This window comes from Streptomyces sp. NPDC030991 (genome assembly GCF_055571235.1).
Map to the genome: position 1 here is coordinate 39185 of NZ_JBVIFR010000026.1, position 19318 is coordinate 58502.

13 protein-coding genes are annotated in these 19318 nt (G+C 74.1%); 5 read left to right on the forward strand and 8 right to left on the reverse strand.

Annotated elements, in window-relative coordinates:
* The first annotated feature begins 11 nt into the window (after window positions 1-11).
* Both ACZ45E_RS34325 and ACZ45E_RS34330 read left to right on the forward strand, forming a co-directional pair.
* Window positions 12-1586, forward strand: coding sequence for an amino acid adenylation domain-containing protein (locus ACZ45E_RS34325; RefSeq protein WP_468228675.1), 1575 nt, complete (start codon window positions 12-14; stop codon window positions 1584-1586).
* On the forward strand, window positions 1583-2707 hold the full coding sequence (locus tag ACZ45E_RS34330) for an acyl-CoA dehydrogenase family protein (RefSeq protein ID WP_468228678.1): 1125 nt from the start codon (window positions 1583-1585) through the stop codon (window positions 2705-2707). Before ACZ45E_RS34325 ends, ACZ45E_RS34330 begins: the two co-directional genes overlap by 4 nt.
* On the opposite strand, the gene ACZ45E_RS34335 is transcribed toward ACZ45E_RS34330, so the two are convergent.
* The 7 genes from ACZ45E_RS34335 to ACZ45E_RS34365 form a co-directional block, all read right to left on the reverse strand.
* On the reverse strand, window positions 2690-5431 hold the full coding sequence (locus tag ACZ45E_RS34335) for an ATP-binding protein (RefSeq protein WP_468228681.1): 2742 nt from the start codon (window positions 5429-5431) through the stop codon (window positions 2690-2692). The genes ACZ45E_RS34330 and ACZ45E_RS34335 overlap by 18 nt on opposite strands.
* Before the next feature lie 91 nt (window positions 5432-5522).
* The gene (locus tag ACZ45E_RS34340; RefSeq protein ID WP_468228683.1) at window positions 5523-5798 is read right to left on the reverse strand and encodes an MbtH family protein; all 276 of its coding nucleotides are present in this window, start codon (window positions 5796-5798) and stop codon (window positions 5523-5525) included.
* A 181-nt stretch (window positions 5799-5979) separates the two neighbouring features.
* The gene (locus ACZ45E_RS34345) at window positions 5980-6741 is read right to left on the reverse strand and encodes a thioesterase II family protein (protein ID WP_468228685.1); all 762 of its coding nucleotides are present in this window, start codon (window positions 6739-6741) and stop codon (window positions 5980-5982) included.
* Entirely contained in the window at window positions 6738-7619 is an 882-nt protein-coding gene (locus tag ACZ45E_RS34350; RefSeq protein WP_468228688.1) for an acyl-CoA dehydrogenase family protein, read from the reverse strand. Before ACZ45E_RS34350 ends, ACZ45E_RS34345 begins: the two co-directional genes overlap by 4 nt.
* Window positions 7616-8779, reverse strand: coding sequence for an acyl-CoA dehydrogenase family protein (locus ACZ45E_RS34355; RefSeq protein WP_468228690.1), 1164 nt, complete (start codon window positions 8777-8779; stop codon window positions 7616-7618). The genes ACZ45E_RS34350 and ACZ45E_RS34355 overlap by 4 nt, the downstream gene beginning before the upstream one ends.
* Window positions 8776-11373: a condensation domain-containing protein gene (locus ACZ45E_RS34360; protein WP_468228692.1), complete on the reverse strand. Its 2598-nt coding sequence runs from the start codon at window positions 11371-11373 to the stop codon at window positions 8776-8778. Before ACZ45E_RS34360 ends, ACZ45E_RS34355 begins: the two co-directional genes overlap by 4 nt.
* Complete coding sequence (locus tag ACZ45E_RS34365) at window positions 11373-14708, reverse strand: non-ribosomal peptide synthetase (RefSeq protein ID WP_468228695.1); 3336 nt, start codon at window positions 14706-14708, stop codon at window positions 11373-11375. The genes ACZ45E_RS34360 and ACZ45E_RS34365 overlap by 1 nt, the downstream gene beginning before the upstream one ends.
* Before the next feature lie 163 nt (window positions 14709-14871).
* Here ACZ45E_RS34365 and ACZ45E_RS34370 point away from each other — a divergent pair, with 163 nt between their 5' ends.
* Together ACZ45E_RS34370 and ACZ45E_RS34375 are read left to right on the forward strand one after the other, a co-directional pair.
* Window positions 14872-16164: an MFS transporter gene (locus ACZ45E_RS34370; RefSeq protein WP_468228698.1), complete on the forward strand. Its 1293-nt coding sequence runs from the start codon at window positions 14872-14874 to the stop codon at window positions 16162-16164.
* Window positions 16161-17609, forward strand: coding sequence for an AMP-binding protein (locus ACZ45E_RS34375; RefSeq protein ID WP_468228700.1), 1449 nt, complete (start codon window positions 16161-16163; stop codon window positions 17607-17609). The genes ACZ45E_RS34370 and ACZ45E_RS34375 overlap by 4 nt, the downstream gene beginning before the upstream one ends.
* On the opposite strand, the gene ACZ45E_RS34380 is transcribed toward ACZ45E_RS34375, so the two are convergent.
* Complete coding sequence (locus tag ACZ45E_RS34380; RefSeq protein ID WP_468228702.1) at window positions 17586-18341, reverse strand: sulfotransferase-like domain-containing protein; 756 nt, start codon at window positions 18339-18341, stop codon at window positions 17586-17588. The two genes, ACZ45E_RS34375 and ACZ45E_RS34380, sit on opposite strands and share 24 nt — an antisense overlap.
* 188 nt (window positions 18342-18529) lie before the next feature.
* Here ACZ45E_RS34380 and ACZ45E_RS34385 point away from each other — a divergent pair, with 188 nt between their 5' ends.
* Window positions 18530-19291, forward strand: coding sequence for a thioesterase II family protein (locus ACZ45E_RS34385; protein WP_468228705.1), 762 nt, complete (start codon window positions 18530-18532; stop codon window positions 19289-19291).
* The last annotated feature ends 27 nt before the right edge of the window (window positions 19292-19318 follow it).

Here is a 19318-nt window from a genome sequence, read left to right on the forward strand (position 1 = left end):
GGGGATCCGGCATGAACAGGCTGACCGGTGGCGAAGAGGCGCTCGCCGTGCACCGGCGGATCAACCGCACCGCCGTGCCCTACCCCGACGACCGGGGCGTCAAGGAGCTCTTCGAGGAGATCGCCGCCCGTCTGCCTGAGGCGACCGCGCTCGTCCACCGGGACCGGGTGATCACGTACCGCGACCTGAACCGGGCGGCGAACGGGATCGCCGCGCAGCTGCGGCGCCGCGGCGTGGCCCCCGGCGCCGCCGTCGTGATCGGCGCCGACCGCTCGCCCGAGCTGATCGCCGCGATCCTCGGCGTCCTCAAGTGCGGCGGCCACTACGTCCCGGTGGACCTCGCGTGGCCGGCGGAGCGCATCCGCTCGGTCCTTGCCCAGACCGGCGCCGCCCATCTCGTCACCGACGCGCCCGAAGCGGTCGCAGGCCGCTTCCCCGGCCTCGACGTCACGACGCCGGACGCCCCGCCCGTCGAGGCGGATCCCGAGCTGCGGACGCGGCCGGACGATCTCGCCTACGTCAACTTCACCTCCGGCTCCACCGGCCGGCCCAAAGGCGTGCCGATCCGGCACCGGAGCATCGCCCGCCTGGTCTTCGGCGCCCGGTACGCCAGACTCGGCGAGCGCTCCAGGATCCTCCAGCTCGCCCCGGTCTACTTCGACGCGGCGACGTTCGAGATCTGGGGCGCGCTGCTGCACGGCGGGACGTGCGTGCTCTACCCGTCGCGGCGGATCCGCCTCTCGGAGCTCAAGAGAACCGTCGCCTCGCACGGCGTGACCGTGGTCTTCCTGACCACCGCGCTGTTCAACACCGTGGTGGACGAGGGGCCGGCCGCCCTCGACCAGGTCGAAACCGTCCTGACCGGCGGCGAGTCGCACTCGATGCGGCACCTGCGCAAGGCGGTGACCCGCTACGGCCCCGGCAAGGTCGTCAACGTGTACGGCCCGACCGAGTCCACGACGTTCGCCACCTACCACCCGCTCGACCTGCCCGGGCTGCCGGAGTCCGTGGCGGGTCTGCCGATCGGGCGCCCGCTGCAGAACACCCGGCTGTACGTGGTGGACGGCGACACCCTGTGCCCGCCCGGCCGGGTCGGCGAGATCTGCCTGGCCGGCCCCGGCCTGTCCCCCGGCTACCTCGACGCGCGCGACGCGGCCCGGGGCCACTTCGTGGAGTGCGAGATCGACGGGGTACGCGAACGGCTCTACCGCACCGGCGACCGCGGACGACTCCGTACGGACGGCGAGGTCGTCTTCGAAGGCCGGCTCGACGACCAGGTGAAGATCAACGGATTCCGGATCGAACTGAGCGAGATCGCCCACCACCTCGACCGGCACCCCGGTGTGCGCTTCAGCCACGTGGCGGTCGGCGAGAACGGCGCGGGGGAGAAGTCGCTGATCGCGTTCGCGGTCCCGCGCGACGACCGGTGCACGGTGCAGGAGATCACCGAATTCCTCGGCGTCCACCTGCCGGGTTACATGATGCCGACGGCGATCCATCTGCGGGACTCCCTCCCTCTGTCCGGGACCGGGAAAGTGGACCGGCAGGCCCTGGTGGCCGAGCACGCCGTGGGCGGTGCGCAGTGAACCGCGCCTCCTGGGAGACCCCGCGGCACGAGGAGTTCCGCACGCGGGTGCGCGATGTCCTGCGCGACACCGTCCTCCCGCACGCCGACCGGTGGGAGGAGCAGGGCCACCCGGACCCCGGGCTGTGGAAGGCCCTCGCGGCGGAAGGGCTGCTCGCCCGCGGTCACCGGGGCGAGGCGTTCCTCGAGAGCGCGATCCTCCTCGAAGAACTGGGCCGCACCGGCTACGCGGGCCTGCGCGCCGGCATCGGCGTACACGCCTACATGGCCACCTCGTACCTCGACCTGTTCGGTACGCCCGCGCAGAAGGAGGCGTACCTGGAGCCGGCCCGACGGGGCGAACGTCTCGCGGCCCTCGCCATCACCGAGGCGGAGGCCGGTTCGGACCTCAGCGGGCTCCGGACCCGGGCGCGCCCCCGCGACGGCGGCGGCCTGCGGGTCGACGGCGAGAAGCTCTACGTCGCCAACGGCTCCCAGGCGTCGTTCTTCGTCGTCCTCGTCAGGACACGGGAGGAGACGGCGGCGCCACGGGGCCTGACCGGCGTGAGCCTGCTGCTGATCGACGCCGACACCCCGGGGGTGCACCGCACCCGGCAGCGGATGCTCGGCTGGCGCTCCGCCGACGTCTGCAAGGTCGTGTTCGAGGACGTCGCCGTCCCCGAGGACCGGCTGCTCGGCCGCCGGGACCGCGCGCTGATGCACGTGGTCCAGGGCCTGGACTTCGAGCGCCTGGCCGCGGGTCTCCTCGCGGTCGGCGGCGTCGCCCACTGTCTGGAGCTGCTGGACGGGCACATACGCCGACGCCGGGTCAAGGACACACCGCTCTACGGGCACCAGGCCGTCCGCCACGCGTTCGCCGAACTCACGGCCGACCACGAACTGGTCGCCCAGTACGGCCGGCACGCGGCCCTGCTGCACAGCCGCGGCGAGCTGGACAGCCGGACGGCGACCGTGCTCAAGCTCAAGGCGACCGAGCTCGCGGTGCGGGCTGCTCACGTCTGTCTCCAATTCCATGGGGCGCAAGGGTGCCTGGACGAGTCCACAGCGGCCCGGCTCTACCGCGACGCCTCAGCGGGCACGATCGCGGCCGGTGCCAGTGAGCTGCTACGCGATCTGATCTGACGCGCCGACCGGGGCAGGCCGGTCGGCGAACCGCACGTCCGTGAACCTGGCGGCCCGGCCGATCGAGGTGGCGACCTGGGCCCGCGAACCGACGTCGAGCTTCTTGAAGATCCGCCCGAGATGCGTCTCCACGGTCTTGTGACTGAGCTGGAGCGCGCGGGCGATCTGCTGATTGGTGCAACCGTCACTGACCAGCACCGAGATCTCCCGCTCCCGGCTGCTCAACTTGGCCAGCCGGGCATCGGCCGCCTGCGGCCGCGCGTTCGTGGCCAGGCCGTCCGCGTGGTCCAGATATCCGTGCGCCCCCCGGCCCCGCAGCAGGACCTGCGCCTCGTCGAGCTGGCTGCGCGCCACCGCGGAGTCGATGCCGGCCCAGGCCGCCGCGACCGCCAGATGGGCGCGGACCACGTCGAGCGGCCGGCCGGCCCGGGTCAGCGTGACGACCGCGCTCGAAGCGAAGACGGCGGCCCTGAGCGGATCGGTGACCCGGTGGTGGTGTGCGCGGGCCAGCAGCGCCAGGCCCGTCGCCCCCGGCAACCGCATGCGGCCCGCGGCCTCCTCGGCCGCCGTCGCCCAGCGCCCCGCCTCGGCGGCCGAACCGCGCCGCTCCCCTTCGAGCCGGGCGAGGACCTCGGCGACGGCCGGGACCATCGAGACGACGGGGAACGAGGCGGCGCGCCGTACGGTTCCCGTCGACAGGAGTTCCTTGCACAGCTCCTGGTCGCCCGTGTCGAAGGTCGTCTCGAGCAGCGACAGCCGTACGCGGTCCGCCCACGGCTCGTGCCAGGCCGCCGCCCGCTGTGCTGCCTCGCGCGCCGTGTGCCGGGCAGCCGCCCGGTCGCCGCTGATCCACGCCGCCCGGGCGAGCCCGGCACCGGCTTCGGCCAGCAGGCAGTCGCTCCCGATCCGGTCCGCGGCGCGCATCGCCCGGTGCCCCGACTCGACCGCCAGGTCGATGCGCCCGAGCCGCAGCCGTGCCTCGGCGAGCCCGGTGGCGAACTGCGGCACCAGGTAGTCGAGTTCGTGCGCCGCGGCGATGCCAAGACCGCGCTCGAAGTGGCGTGCGGCCTCCGCGTCCCGCTCCAGCCGGGCAAGGGCCCTGGCCAGCCAGTAGAGAACGTCGAGCCGGCCGATGAGGGTGGTGTCGTCGAGACCGTCGAGCAGGTCGGCCACCTCACCGAGGCGGACGGCGGCCTGTGCGGTGCGGCCCGCGTCCGCGTCCTGGGCGCCGAGCAGCGCCCGGGCGTACCCCCGGGCCAGCGGGTCGGGCCGGCCGGTGGCCCAGCGCACCGCGGGCGGTTCATCGCCGGGCAGCGGACCTCCGCGTTCCAGCGCTGCCGCGAGCCGCGCCAGATCGACCAGCGCGAGCGCCTCGGGTTCGCCGGCCACGTCCGGGCGCACCGTTTCCAGCAGCGAATCGGCGAGGGCGTACCTGCCCAGCAGCCGGTGGGCCCTGGCTCGCCACTCGGCCGCCTCCGCCCGCTGGACGGGCGGCACGTCGGCGCCGGGCGACGACGTCCGGTCGAGGATGTCGAGGGCCTCGCTCGGTCGGCCCGCGACGACCAGGGCCTTACCCGTGCGCACCCGTTGCTCGTGCAGGAGGGCCGCGTCCCCGAGGGCGGTGCCGGACTCCCGCGGCAGCAGCCCCGAGCGGACCCGGTCGGCCACCGGCGTTCGGTGCGACACCGCTCCGGTCTGCGTATGGACGCACGGGGCGGGCAGCCGGACGAGCCAGGTGGCCGCGGTGTGCGCCGCGAGCCGCCACTGCTCGCCGGTGCTGTGATAGGCCGTGGCCCGCAGCAGGGAGTGGCGGAAACGGTAGTGGTCCGCCGCCGGTTCACCGGACCGGACGATGTCCTCGCGCAGCAACTCCGCGACGGCGGCCGTGAGGCGTTCGGCGGGCAGTTCGGTGATGGACCGCAGTTCCTGGAGGGTGAACGGGTCGCCGAGGACCGCCGCGGACTGCGCGGCGAGCCAGCCGTCGTCGGACACGGCGCGGAACTCGTCCAGGAAACGGGTGAGCGGGGTGAGTCCCGGGGCGTCCGGCGCGGTCCCCCCGTGGGCGCGGGGGGAAGCGGCCAGGGCCAGCAGCAGGCCGGGGTTGCCGCCCGACCGGTGGAGCAGGGTCCTGCGCACCGGCCGGGGCGTCGCGTCGGGCAGGAGTGCGTCGAGCTCCTGCCCTGACAGGGGGCCCGGTTCGATCCTGCGTGCTCCGGGCACGGACGCCAGGAGTCCGCGCAGACGCAGTGGCGACTGGCGGTCGCGATGGGCGACCACGATGACCAGCCGGGCGTCGGGCGGCCTGCGCACGAGGCTCTCCAGCAGTTCCAGCGAGGCGGGATCCGCCCAGTGGGCGTTGTCCAGCGCGAGCACCAGACCGCCCGCCCCCGTCAGCCCGCGTACCGCCTGGCGCAGCGCCGACCCCAGCAGTCCTGCCGGTACCGGGGACGGGAGAGGCGCGGTGTCGGGCCGGACCGCGGGGTCCAACGCGGGGAACACCTGTCCGAGAACACGCTGAAAGGCGATCGGTATGTTCCGCAGAACTGTCTCGGCCCGTTCGGAGAAAATCTCGTCGAAGGCGTCGGAGAAGAGTTGATAGGGCGCGGCTTTTTCGGCGGGTCCCGCCGCCGCATGTGCGACGGACCAGCCGTGCTTTTTGGCGTCCTCGAGTATCCGGTGCAGCAACCGGGTCTTTCCGATCCAGGGCTGTCCCAGAATCTCCACGACGGGAGGAACAACGCCCGGCGAATCGAATGGAATTGACGCATCCGCTTTCGTGGACCGTCCGGCCGCTGCCGGACGGGGAATTCCTCGGTCACCTTCCATGAACGGCGATCTTCTCCTGGGACGGGGGCGCCGACGGCCCCGCCACCTCCGACGGCTGCTGCCCCTCGGCCGCCATGGAGCGGCGCAGGCTCAACGGCCGCATGTCGGTCCAGTGCGCTTCGATGTATTCCAGGCACTGCTCCTTGGGGGCCGGCTCCCGCACCGCCCGCCAGCCGGCCGGTATCGCTTTTCCTTCGGGCCAGATCGAGTACTGCTCCTCTTCGTTGATGACAACGACATGGCGCTCGAACCTGTCGGTAGACACACTCATCTCCCTACATGACCTGTGGGTGGCGGCAACTGCAGGTGTGGGCTGTCGATCCGCCCGTTCAGCCGATCGTCCGGAATTCTATTCGCAGGGCCTCAAGAAACACTTGGGAGCCGCCATAGGCGACGCGGGCCGGCGCGGCGGGCGAGTCGAGAAGAGCGGACAGAATGTGTCCGCGTCAGGAGGGGGCGCAGGTCAATTCATGTGTGAGCGCGGCGGTGATCTCGGGGATCCGGTCGAGGAGGTAGAAGTGGCCGCCCGGATGGACGGACAGGGTGGCGGGGCCGGTGGTGACGGCGGCCCACGCCCCGGCGTCGGCGGGAGGGACCCGGGGGTCGTCGGCCCCGGTCATGGCGAGGACCGGGCAGGTGAGTGGCGCGGCCGGGGCGGCGCGGTAGGTCTCCACGGCCTCGAAGTCGGCGCGCAGAGCGGGCAGGGCCAGCTTCAGGAGACCGGGATGCTCCGGCGGAAGTCCGTCGGCGCCGTTCAGGCGTTCCACCTCGGCGAGTATCGCGGCGTCGCCGAGGTGGTGGAAGGACGGGCCCGAGGGCAGGAACGGGCCGCGGCGGGCGGAGGCGACGAGGAGGCCGGCGGGGCGGCCTTCGGCCTCCAGCCGGCGGGCCAGCTCGAAGGCGACGACGGCGCCCATGCTGTGGCCGAACAGGGCGAGCGGGGTGGTGTCCTCGGGGTCGAGCAGGCGCAAGAGGGTGTCGGCGAGCGGCGCGATGGACCGGGCCGCGGGCTCCGCGCGCCGGTCCTGACGGCCGGGGTACTGCACGGCCAGGACGTTCAACTCCGGTGCCAGGGCATGGGAGAAGGGGAGGTAGAAGCCGGCCGAGCCGCCCGCGTGCGGCAGGCAGAGCAGGCGCGGTGCCCGCGGGTGCGCGGGCCGGAACTGCCTGATCCACAGGGCGCGTTCGGCCGGGGTGGGGGAGGTCATCGGCACAGGGCGGACTCGGTGAGGGCACGGCGGTAGAAGAGCTGGGCGTCGTCCTCGTCGAGCAGACCGGACGCGCCGTGCAGCTGGAGGGTCTCCGCCGTGGTGTCCACGGCCAGTCCACGGGCGAGACGCAGCGCGTGGGCGGGCGCGTCCGCGCGGTGGACCAGGCTGCGGACGGCCTCCAGCCGGGCGGAGAGCGCCGCCAGCCGGAAGGCGGGCGACTGGTGCGCGCCGAGCGGCCGGCCGAAGACGGTCCTGCGGCGGGCATGCGCGGTGGCCAGGTCCAGGGCGCCCCGGCTCAGGCCGGTCAGGTAGGCGGCCTGGCCGGAGCGGACCCGGTCGGTCAGCGCGCCCGGATCCGCCAGCCGGCCGGACAGCACGTGGGGCACGCCCGCGTCCACGTCGATGCCGAAGAGCCCGCCGCGGCCGAGGTCGGCGTGTTCCGAGAGCCGGACCCCCGGGTGGTCGAGCTCGATGACGGTGAACGCGGCCCCGTCGACGGTGAGCAGGAGATCGGCCTGGTCCGCGCAGCGGACGAAGCGCCGGTCAGGCCCGGCGAGCGCGGCCGCGAGGTCGCCGCGGCGCAGCGCGTCGAGCAGCGGCGCCGCCCCGGCCTGGCCGGGGAGCGCGGCAAGCGCCTCGACGGCCGCCACGGTGTCGAGGTAGGGCCCGCGGTAGAGGGTCTCGCCCAGCAGTTCGGCGACGGGCAGCACGGCGTGCGCGTCGCGCAGCGCGCCCGCCCCGGCCAGCGCGGACCACACGGCGCCCTGGGCGGTCGCCGCCTCGGCGGACAGCGGGCGCTCCCCGAGCCTGCGCAGTACGGGCCGCAGCTCGGGCGAGAAGATGTCGGTCAGCGGGGCGGCGGTGGTCGTCGTCACAGCAGCTCCAGGTGAGAGGTGGCGATGGTGCGCAGCATCACCTCGGAGGTTCCCGAGGCGAGGGTGAGCGTCGGCGCGTAGCGCAGCGCCCGCTCGACGCGGCCGAGATCCGGCGCGCCGGGGTCATGGCTGCTCAACAGGCCCTCGCGGCCGCGCAGTTCGAGGCCGAACCGGGCCACCTCGCGCGCCTGCTCGGTGACGTACCACTTCGACATCGCGGCCAGCACCGGATCGGTGCGGCCCGCGTCCAGGTCGGCCACCGTCCGCCAGGCGAGGGCGTGCCCGGCCGCGAGCCGCGCGTCGAGTTCGGCGTACCGCTCCCGCAGGGCGTCGGGCACGATGTCGGCGACCGAGTCGAGCCAGTGGCGGATCTTGGCGTGGAAGTCGATTCCGGTCCGCTCCAGAACGAGCAGTTCGCTGATCATCCGCCAGCCGTCGTCGACCTCACCGAGGACGTCGTCGCGCGTCAGCCGGACCCCGTCGACGGAGATCTCGCAGAAGGCGTCGTCGGTGAGGTTCGCCAGCGTGCGGATCGTCACGCCGGGGGAGCGCAGCGGGAGCAGGAAGAGCCCGATCCCGGGCATGGTCCCGGGCGCCGTGACCGCCGCGCACAGGGCCGTCCCGGCGAAGCCGGACTTCTGGTTGAACACCTTGGTGCCGTACAGCCGCCAGGCGTCGTCGCCGTCGGGCTCGGCCCGGGTGGTCATCCGCCCGAGGTCGGAGCCCGCCTGCGGCTCGGTGAACAGGACGGTGGCGATCTGCTCGCCCCGCGCCAACGCCGGGAGCAGCCGGGCGCGCTGGGCGTCGGTGCCGCTGTCGAGGACGAAGCGCCCCACGATGGCGACGCTCAGCACGTACGCGTCGTCCGGCACTCCGGCGAGGATCATCTCCTCGGTGACCACGGCGGCCTCGTGATGCCCGAGCCCCAGACCGCCGTACTCCTCGGGCCAGCCCGGCGCGAGCCAGCCCCGCTCGCCGAGCAGCCGGTAGGTCTCCAGCAGTCCGGGTTCCTCCCCGGGGGGAAGGCGCCGGATCCGCTCGACCTCCTCCTGGACGCGGGGCGAGCGCAGCAGCGCGCGCACGTCCTCGCGGAAGGTGCGCTGTGCCGGTGTCGGCCGGGTGTCGGGCACATCGGCCACGGGCAGGTTCGGCACGGTCATCTCGTCTCCCGGTCCAGCAGTGCGCCGAGCGTCCGGCCCAACTCCGCGACCTGCGGAGGGCGCATCATCCCGTAGTGGTCGCCGGGCACGCGGTGCCCGGTCACCGGCCCGCTGGTCCAGGCCGCCCAGTCCTCGACGGTGGACGCCGGGGACCCCTCGGCGAGCACCAGGTCGATCGGTCCGTCGTACCGCTCGGGCCGCCACACGGCGGCCGTCGCGATGATCGAGCGGAAGACCTCCATCCGGCGTCTCATCAGGGCGGCCGATCCGGGCGGCACCAGCCCCGCCGCCACGAGTCCGCCGATGATCCGGTCGGCCTGTGCGCTCTCGTCCAGCCCGGACAGCTCCGCGACGGCCGCTTCGAGCGACCCCTCGGGCGGGTCGAGTCCGGCCGTCAGCGCGAGGTTCTCGGCGAACATGGCGCGCAGCAGCGCCGCGTCCGGTGCCTCGTCCAGGATGGTCGGCTTCTGGGTGTCGAGCATCGCCAGCAGCGTGACCTGCGCGCCCCGCTCGCGCAGCCGCACCGCGGTCGCGTGGGCGAGGCCCCCGCCGACCGACCAGCCGACGAGCCGGTACGGGCCCTCGGGTACGGCCTCGCACACGGCATCGGCGTAGGCGTCCGCCATCCGGGCCACGGACTCCGGAAGGTCGCCCTCGTCCAGACCCGGCGCCGAGACCCCGTAGTACGGGATGCCGGCGGGCAGTTCACGGCAGAGCGGCGCGTACGCCAGCGATGACCCGCTGCTCGCGTGGAAGAAGAAGACCGGGGTACGCCCGGGGTCCCCGGACAGCAGCGGCACCACGAGGTCCGCCCGCTCGCCGGCGGCCGCCGTCACCCTGCCGGGCTGCGCGGCCAGGGCCTCCTCGGCCGCCGCGACCACGGCGGCCAGGGTGGGCCGCGTGAGGAACTCGCCGAGGTCCAGGGCGATCCCGGTCCGCTCCCGGATCTCGACCACGAGCGCCGCCGCCTGGAGCGAGCCGCCGCCGAGAGTGAAGAAGTCGTCGTCCGCCCGCACGTGTGCCACGCCCAGGCTCTCGCGCCACAGTTCGGTGACCAACTGGCCCAGCGGGGACCAGAACTCGGGTGCGGACGTGGGCGCGGGGCGTGGTGCGGTGTCGTCCTGTGCCCCGGTGAGCGGGACGCCGGGGACCGGCCCCCGCAGGGGGAGGGCGCTGACCGGGGTGCCGGGCGCCGTGACCATGCTCTCCAGCACGGTCCGCAGATCGGCCAGGAGCGTGTCGACGCGCGCACGGTCGAACAGCTCGGTCGAGTACTCGGCGTTCAGTACGAGCGCGTTCCCGGAGGTCCGGGCGGCGCTCAGCGTCAGGTCGAAGCGTGACGTGCCGAGCGGCACGTCGCACGGCTCCACCCGCAGGCCACCCACGGTGAACTCCTCGACCCGGGTGTCGCCCGTCACCAGCGCGACCTGGAACAGCGGGTTGCGGGCGCCGGACCGTGCGGGCCGCTGCCGGGCCACCACCTGGTCGAAGGGCAGCTCCTGGTGGCGGTGGGCGTCCGTGACGGCTTCGTCGGTGCGCTCCAGGAGGACGTCGAGGGACGGGTCCCCTGCGGTGCTGGTGCGCAGCACGACCGTGTTGGTGAAGAAGCCGATCAGCGGTTCGAGTTCGGGCCGGATCCGGCCGGCGAAGACGGTGCCGATCGTGATGTCGGTGCTCTCGGCCCAGCGGCTCAGCACCGCGTTCAGCGCGGTGGCGAGCACGGTGAGCAGCGGTCCGTCGTGCAGCGCCGTCAGTTCCCCGGCCAGCCGGGCCGGCAGCGTCACCCCGGTGATCGTCTCGCCGGCCCAGGTCGGCTTGCGCGGGCGGGGCCGGTCGGCGGGCAGCACCGTGGGGACGGCCCCGTCCAGCCGCCGCGCCCAGTACTGCGCCTGCCGCTCGCCCACGGGCCCGGCGATCCGGTCGCGCTGCCAGGCGGCGTAGTCGGTGTACCGCACCCTCGGGGCCAGCCGGTGCGGTTCGGCCCCGTCGGGCGCGGCGACGTAGCCCCGGCTGAGCTCGCCGACGAGCAGGGGGATCGACCAGTCGTCCACGACGGCGTGGTGCAGGAACAGGGCGAAGACGTGGTCGTCGGCGGCGAACCGCCACAGGCGTGCCCGCAGCGGGGCGGCCGCGGCGAGGTCGAACGGCTGCCGGGCCGCCCGCGCGACCTGCTCGTGCATCGCCCGCTCCCGCCCGGCCGCGTCGAGTCCGGACAGGTCCTCCAGGGGGAGCGGCACGCGGGCGGGCGGGTCCTCGACGATCTGCCGGTCCTGGGCGAACCGGGTGCGCAGCACCGCGTGCCCGGCGACCAGGCCGGTCAGGGCCCGGCCGAGTGCGGGCACGTCCAGCGGGCCGCGCAGCCGCAGCACCACGGGCGTGTGGTAGATCGCCTGATGGTCCATCAGCTGGTCGAGGAACCACATGCGCTGCTGTGCGTACGACATGGGGGCGACAGTGCCCGGCGGCAGCGGCGTGATCGGGCCGGGCGCGCCGTCCCGTACCCGTGCCGTCTCCTTGGCGCGGAGGCGGGCGAGCAGCTCGGCGCGCCGCTCGGGGGAGAGCGTGGCGAGGCGCTCGCGCAGATCGGCGCCCATCAGAGGTCCTCCAGATCGTCGAGCAACTCGGCGAGCAGGTCCTCGTCGGCGGCGGCCAGTTCCTCGCTCTCGATGAGCGCGGCCAGGCCGGCGATGGTCGAGGCCCGGAAGAAGGCGCGCAGCTCCAGGCTGACCCCGAAGGCGTCGCGCACCCGTGACGTGATCTGGGTGATCCGCAGCGAGTTGCCGCCGAGAGAGAAGAAGTCGTCGTGCACCCCGAGGTCCGTGGTGCCGAGGACCTCGCCCCAGATCTCGGCGAGACGGGACTCCGTCGGCGTGCGCGGCCCGGTCCGCTCGGCCGCGGCGGGGCGGTCGGGGACGGGCAGCCTGGCGTGGTCGATCTTTCCGTTGGCGTTCAGCGGGAAGGAGTCGAGGGCGACGAACGAGGAGGGGACCAGCCCGGCGGGCAGCAGCGCGGAGAGTTCCGCGCGCAGGGCCGCGGTGTCGGGGGCGGTGCCGTCCGCCGTCACGAGGTGGGCGACGAGGGCGCCGTCCCGCAGCGTCACCAGGGCCTGCCTGATCCCCGGCTGGTCGGTGAGCACCGCCTCGATCTCGCCGGGCTCGACGCGCAGGCCGCGCAGCTTGAGCTGGCGGTCCACCCGGCCGTGGAAGGTGAGGACGCCGTCGGGGCGGCGGATCGCGAGGTCACCCGTGCGGTAGACCCGGCTGCCCGGCGGACCGAAGGGGTCGGGCACGAACTTCTCGGCGGTCAGCCCCGGGCGGCCGAGGTAGCCGCGGGCCACACCGGTGCCGCCGATGTACAGCTCACCGGGGACCCCGTCCGGCGCCAGATCGCCCCGTTCGTCCATGACGTAGGCCCGGTAGCCGGCGAGCGGCAGCCCGATCGGCGGGGGCCCGTCCAGCACGTCGGGGACGAGGTGGTCGATGCAGGCCACGGTCGCCTCGGTGGGCCCGTAGGCGTTGTGGAACTCCCGGCCGGGGATGTTCCACCGGTTGACCAGGTCGCCGGGGTAGGGCTCAAGGCCCACGAACAGGCCGCGCAGGTCGGGGAAGGCGTCGGCGTCGAGCTCGGCGAGGATCGACGGCGGCAGGTCGGTCACCGTGACCGCCGTGGTCCGCATCAGCGCGGCGAGCCGGCCGAAGTCGTGCAGCACCTCGACCGGCGCCTGCACGAGCGCCGCGCCGCTGGTGAGCGCCGAGAAGAAGTCGAAGACGCTGACGTCGAAGGCGGGGTTGGCGAACTGCAGCACACGGTCGCCGGGCGCGAGCCGGAAGGTGTCGACGATGGCGAGCACGAACTCGACGACCTGGCGGTGCTCCACCACCACGCCCTTGGGACGGCCCGTGGAGCCCGAGGTGTAGATGACGTACGCCGCGGAAGCGGGGTCGACGACCGGCGCGGAGCCGACAGCGTCCGCACGAACCTCGCCCTCGGTGCCCCCCGTGTCCTTGGTGTTCTCGGTGTTCTCGGTGTTCTCGGTGTCTTCGGCGTCCAGCAGGACGGGCGACACACCCGCGGGCAGGAGCCCGGCGACATCGCGCACGCTCACCACGGTCCGGCAGCCCGCGTCGTCGAGCATCCACGCGATCCGGTCCGCCGGATAGCCCGGGTCGAGCGGCAGATAGGCCGCGCCCGACTTGAGCACCGCGAGCAGCGCCGCGGGCAGGTCGGGGCCCCGCGGCAGCAGCACGCCGACGATCCCGCCCGTATCGGTGAGCCGCCGGGCCAGCCGGTCGGCGCGGGAGTTCAGCTCCCCGTAGGAGACGGTGGTGCCCTCGAAGAGGCAGGCCGGGGCGTCGGGATCGGCGGCGGCGCGCTCCTCGAAGAGCTGGTGGAGCAGGCGGCCGCGCGCACCGGGCGCGGCGGGGCCGGTGCTGTGGCGCAGCGCGAGTCCCCGCTGGCCGGGGCCGAGCAGGTCGAGGCGGGAGAGCGGGACGGTGGGGTCGGCGCACACCTGGTCCAGGACGGCGGCGTACTGCGCGAGCAGCCGCTCGATGCGGTCCGCGTCGAAGAGGTCGGTGGCGTACTCGGCCCAGAGGTCGAGGCCCTCACCCGGGACCTCCGTGACCTGCACGGCCAGGTCGAACCGGGCGGTGCCCTGCCCGACGGCCTCGGGGACCACCCGCAGGCCGCCCGCCTCGCCGCTGCCGGCCGTCGCGTTCTGCAGGGTGAAGGAGACCTGGAAGAGCGGGTTGCGGCTGGTGTCGCGCTCGGGGCGGAGCTCGCGGACGAGCCGGTCGAAGCCGAGCCCCTGGTGGAGATGGGCGCCGAGGACGGTCTCCCTGGTCCGGGCGACCAGCTCGCTGAACGCCGGGTCGCCCGAGGTGTCCGTGCGCAGCACCAGCGTGTTGGCGAAGAAGCCGATGAGCCGCTCGATGTCGGGGTGGTCGCGCCCGGAGAACACCGAGCCGACGGCGATGTCCTTGGCGCCGGTGTAGCAGGTGAGCAGCGCGTTGAAGGCGGCCAGCACCACACTGAGCAGCGTCGCCTGTTCGGCGCGCGCCAGTTCGGTGAGGCGCGTGCGCAGCCCGTCGGGCAGGCGCAGGACGGCGGTGGAGCCGCGGAAGCTCTGCTCGGCCGGGCGCGGCCGGTCGGTGGGGAGGTCGAGGGCCGGCAGGTCCGTGAGGCGCTCGCGCCAGTAGGCGAGCAGGCGCTCGGTCGCATCGGCCGAGGACCGTTCCCGCTCCCACGCTGCGAAGTCCGCGTACTGGACCGGCAGTTGAGGAAGTTCGGGGGTGGTGCCCGCGATCGCGGCGGCGTAAGCGGCCGTCAGTTCCGAGACCAGGATGCCGGTGGACCAGCCGTCGGTCGCGATGTGGTGGATGCAGAGGACCAGCAGGTGTTCCGCGGGTGCGAGGCGGATCAGGCGGGCGCGCAGCAGCGGCCCCGCGGCCAGGTCGAAGCCGGCGGTGGCGACCTCGTGGGCGAGGGCGCGGGCCCTCTCGTCGGCGTCGGGCCGCCCCGTCAGGTCGGTCAGCGGGATGTCCACGCGCTCCGGGGCCGGATCGATGATCTGGTGGGGCACACCGTGCTCTTCGCGGTAACGGGTGCGCAGGCTCTCGTGCCGTCCGACGACGAGGGTGAGCGCCGCGACCAGCTTCTCGTGGTCCAGCTCCCCGCTCAGCCGCAGCCCCAGCGGTGAGTTGTAGACGGCCTGCCCCGGCGTCCACTTGTCGAGGAACCAGAGCCGCTGCCCGGCGAAGGACAGCGGCAGCGGACGGTCGCGCGGCACCGGGGACAGCCGCGTCGCCGGAGCGCCGCGGCGTGCGCCCAGCTCCTTCAGCAGACGCGTGGCCTCGGTGACGTCACCGGTGGCCGTGCGAGCGGTGCGGGCACGAGCCTGGATCGGCCCGCCGGCTTCGAACCTCGGCATGCGGCATCTCCTCTGCGCGGACTCCTGGTGCCTGGCAACTGTGGCCCACGCGGTGCGGGGCGGGTATCGGGACTTCTCCCGACTGGCCGGTCCTGGCCCCGGTGTCCCAGCGTGACTCGGGAGTTTCCGGAGCGCTGGGGCGACGAAGCGAGGTGGGGCACCGGTGCTGACCCGAAGGCAACGGCGGGCGGATCCACGTCCGGCACGGCAGGACGACGACTTCCGGCGCCTGTGGGCCGGGGACGCGGTCTCCCAACTCGGCTCCCAGATCACCCTCTTCGCGCTGCCCGTCACGGCGGTCGCCGCACTGCACGCATCAGCCGGCCAGGTCGGCCTGCTCCAGGCGCTCTACACGCTGCCGTTCCTGCTGGTCCCGCTGCCCGCCGGGGTGTGGCTGGAGCACCGGGCCCGGCGCCCGGTGCTCATCCTGATGGCCCTGCTCAGCGCCGCTCTCGTCCTCTCCGTCCCGGTCGCGGACGCCTTCGGCTCGCTCGGCCTGGCACACCTCTACGCCATCGCCCTGCTGGGCGGCGCCGGGACCGTCGTCTCCGACATCGCGAAGGTCTCCCTGGTGCCGCGGCTCGTCGGTGCCGACCGGCTGGCCTCGGCCAACAGCCGGCTCAACGTCGGCCTCGCCGTCGGCGGCACCGCGGGCCCCGGGCTCGCCGGCTGGCTGACCGCGCTGGTGGGAGCGTCGAACGCACTCGTCCTTGACGCGCTGTCCTACCTGTGGTGCGCGCTGATGACCGGCCGGATCGCGCACCGCGAACCCCCGCCTCCCGCCGGCCGCCCCGCCCGCGACCTGCCCAGGGAAGTGCGCGAGGGGCTCCACACCGTCTTCAGGACACCCCCGGTGCGCAGCATCGCCGTGCACGCGGCGCTCAACAACGCCGGCGTCCAGCTCCTGAACGTCACCCTGGTCATCCACCTCGTGGGGGACCGCGGATACGGCAGCGCCGCCTACGGCCTGGTCCTGGTGTGCGGCGGCGTCGGCGCCGTCCTCGGCACCCTCGCCGCGCCCCGCCTCATCCGCGCCCTCGGCTACGGCCGGGCCATGCTCGGCACCCTCGCGATCTCGGTGAACGCGTTCTGGATCTTCCCGGCCGCGGACGGTTCGCGCACGCTCGTGGTGGCGTCGTTCGCCCTGGCCCTCGCCATCACCTCGGCGGGCACCGGCGTCGGCGGCGTCGTGAGCGTGACGGTGCGCCAGCTGCTGACTCCCCCCACCCTGCACGCCCGGATGAACGCCAGCTACCGCATGGTCACCTTCGGCACCATCCCCCTGGGGGCGCTGCTGGGCGGACTGCTCGTGGAGCGGTTCGGTACGCAGGCGACGCTGTGGATCGTCCCGTTCGTCTTCACCGCGGCCGTGCTGCCCCTCGGGCACCGGAGCGTGCGCTCGCTCGGCAGAACGCCCGATCACGTGGACCACGAGGTACTGGAGGTGAAGACGTGACGTTCATCGACCGGATCGCGGCTCGCGTCGCGGCGGACCCGCACGCGGTGGCGATCCTCGACGGGAGCCGTACCGTCTCGTACGCGCAACTGTGGGCGGAGTCCGGCGAGACCGCGGCCCGGCTCGCCGCCGCCGGAGCCGGGCCCGGGAGCCGGGTCTGCCTCGCCGCGGGACGCGGCACCGGACACGTCGTCGCGGCGCTGGGAGCGTGGCGCGCGGGCGCCGCCGTCGTCCCCCTCGACCCCGGCGCCACCGAGCTGCGGCGCGAGCAGGTGCTGCGCGCCGCGGCCCCGGCCGCCACGATCGCCGGCGACGGAAGCCTGGAGCGGCACACGGGCCCGGGACCGGACGCCACCGCGCCGCTGGGCCTCGACCGCTGCGCCACGGACGGCTACTACGTGTTCACCTCGGGCTCCACCGGCCGGCCGAAGGGCATCGCCATGCCCCGCGCCGCCCTCGACAACCTCGTGGCCTGGCAGCTCCCCGAACTCGGCGGACGCCCGCACCGCAGGGTCGCGTGGTTCGCCCCGGTCGCCTTCGACGTGTCGTTGCAGGAGATCACCTGCACGCTGGCCGCGGGCGGGACGCTCGCCGTGGTGCCCGCGGAGATCCGCGCGAGCCCGGACGCCTTCCTCGCCTGGCTGGCCGACACCCGGATCGAGGTGCTCCACCTGCCGTACGTCGCGCTGCAGATGCTCGCCGTGCAGGCCGCCACGAGCCCGCTCACCGCACACCTGCGCCTCACCGAGGTGATCACGGCGGGCGAGGTGCTCAAATGCACCCCGGACATCGTGCGCATGTTCCTGCGCCTGCCGGGCGCCCGGCTGACCAACCAGTACGGCCCCTCGGAGACCCACGTCATCACCCGGCACGCGCTGCCCGGCGACCCGGCCCAGTGGCCCGCGCTCCCGGCGCTCGGCACCGCCGTCCCCGGAGTGCGGGTGACCCTGCGGGACGCCGACGGGGCCGAGGTCGCGCCGGGGGAGCAGGGCGAGGTGTGCGTCGCCGGGATCGTCCTGCGCGGTTACGTGGGCGAGGGCGCGGCCGAAGCGAGCGCGCGCGCCCTCGGCGAGGGGTACTACCGCACGGGCGACTTCGCGAGCGAACGCGGAGGGCTGCTCTGGTTCGCGGGCCGCAAGGACCAGCAGGTCAAGATCGACGGCCATCGCGTGGAGCCCGAGGGCGTCGAGAGCGTGCTGCTCGAACACCCCGGGGTGCGGGAGGCGGTGTGCCTCGTCACCGGACGGGAGTCCCTCGCCCGTGCCCTGGTCGCGATCGTCGTGGGCAGCGCCGAACAGGCGGCGCTGCGCTCGTTCCTGAGCGCACGCCTTCACCCGTCGATGGTGCCGCGGCGCATCCTTGTGGTGGACGCCCTGCCGCTCACCTCCACCGGCAAGGCCGACCGGCTGGCCGCCGCGCGGCTACTCGCCCCCGGCCGGGCATAGCCGGCGCGCCCGCAGGTCCTCGTAGAACGGCAGGTGGTGCCGGAGGTAGGAGGAGAGCACCGGGTCGGCCTCCAGATCCTTGCCGTGGTCGCGCCGCGCCGTGCTGAAGCCGGCCGAGGAGCTGGCCTCGGCGTGCCAGCGGGAGGTGCGCTGCCACTCGGTGCGCTCCCCGGGCCGCCAGTTCAGCGCGTCGGGCAGGAAAGGGATGCCGACGGCGGCGCAGTACGCCGCGATCAGGCCCGCGGCGTCCGCCACCAGGTCGGCCGCGTCGATGACGACCGGCGGCCGGGAGGACCGTGCCGCGACCGCCCGGTAGAGCTCGAACTGCGCCTCCCCGCCGATCTGGTGGAGCCGCACCGCCGGGTTGAGCGCGTGGTACGAGGCGATCGTCTCCGCGGGATGGCGGATGAGGAACGTGTGCGTGGCGTCGCCGCCGAGGAAGGCCCCGTCGCCGAGGAGCGCGGGATAGCGCTCGTCGGTCGTGTCCTTGAAGAAGACCGGCTTGGACCGGGCCAACTCCCTTATCGCGTCGAGCAGTTCCGTCTCCGTGCCGACCGTCGCATCGCCGACCCGAACGCTGCCGAACTCGGCGAGGTTCGAGAAGGGCTCGTGCAGGACGTGGAAGTCACCGCGCTCGGCCATCATCCGGAAGAACGCCGTGGAGCGGCTGCGCGGCATGCCCCACAGCGCGATGATGCGCGGCCCGTCGTCCGCCTCGTACCACCTGGTCACCGTCTCCCACCCCTTCGCCGTCACGGCCGTAGAGCCCCGCAGTCTGGCACGGAACAACAGCCCGTCCGAGGGGTTGCCGGCCTTCGCAGGGTAGGGGAACTCCCCGACTGTCCCGCCCACTTGCAGGCTGCCAACCTCGAACCAGCTCTGCAGGATCGTCCGACTCGACGGGAACAGTGTGGTGTCGCATGAACGCGCTCCGGGTGTGGTCGAAGACGGACGAGGTCCGGATGTGGCTGCTCTGCCTGCCCCCCGGGGGCGGTGACGCGCGGCTGTTCAGGGACTGGGCCGGCCGACTGCCCGAGAGCATCGGCGTGGCCGCGCTCGAACTGCCGGGCCGCGGCGGCCGGCAGGGCGAACCGTGGGCCGCGAGCACCGAGGACGCCGTCGGGGAGTTCGCCGACGCCGTGGCACCGCTCCTGGAGCGGCCGGTGATGCTCTACGGGCACAGCATGGGGGCGGTTCTCGCCCTGGACCTCGCCCACGAACTGCGCACCCGGCACGGAGTCGAACCGACGGCCCTGATCGCCGCCGCCAGCGAGCCGCCCGAGCGGCGGGCCGTGGAGATCACGTCCGACGCCTGTGACGAGGACCTGGTGGAGTGGCTGCGCGCCCTCGGCGGCACCCCCGGGGAGCTGCTCGCCAGCCGGGAGTACCTGGCCGCGCTGCTGCCGGTGCTCCGCGCCGACCTCGGTCTCCTCGCACGCAGGCCACCGCGTGCGCCGGCGCCGCTCGGCTGCCCGGTCCACGTCTACCTCGGCGCACAGGACCCGATGGTCGACGGCCCCGCGGCGCACCGCGGCTGGGCCGTGCACACGACGCGTGAACAGCCGCCCCGCACCTTTCCGGGCGGCCACTTTTTCGTTCAGGAATCCACCGGGAAGGTCCTGGCAGCACTGGCCGAGGACGCGGACGCGGCGGTCGGCGGCCGGCTCCTGCGGTCCCGGTGAACAGGCCGGACGCACGGCGGCGAGGCC

Excerpts from the sequence above, each read along its gene's own strand:
- ACZ45E_RS34325 (WP_468228675.1), top strand. The coding sequence starts at position 12 with ATGAACAGGCTGACCGGTGGCGAAGAGGCGCTCGCCGTGCACCGGCGG.
- ACZ45E_RS34345 (WP_468228685.1), bottom strand. The coding sequence starts at position 6,741 with ATGACCTCCCCCACCCCGGCCGAACGCGCCCTGTGGATCAGGCAGTTC.
- ACZ45E_RS34355 (WP_468228690.1), bottom strand. The coding sequence starts at position 8,779 with ATGACCGTGCCGAACCTGCCCGTGGCCGATGTGCCCGACACCCGGCCG.
- ACZ45E_RS34360 (WP_468228692.1), bottom strand. The coding sequence starts at position 11,373 with ATGGGCGCCGATCTGCGCGAGCGCCTCGCCACGCTCTCCCCCGAGCGG.
- ACZ45E_RS34365 (WP_468228695.1), bottom strand. The coding sequence starts at position 14,708 with ATGCCGAGGTTCGAAGCCGGCGGGCCGATCCAGGCTCGTGCCCGCACC.
- ACZ45E_RS34385 (WP_468228705.1), top strand. The coding sequence starts at position 18,530 with ATGAACGCGCTCCGGGTGTGGTCGAAGACGGACGAGGTCCGGATGTGG.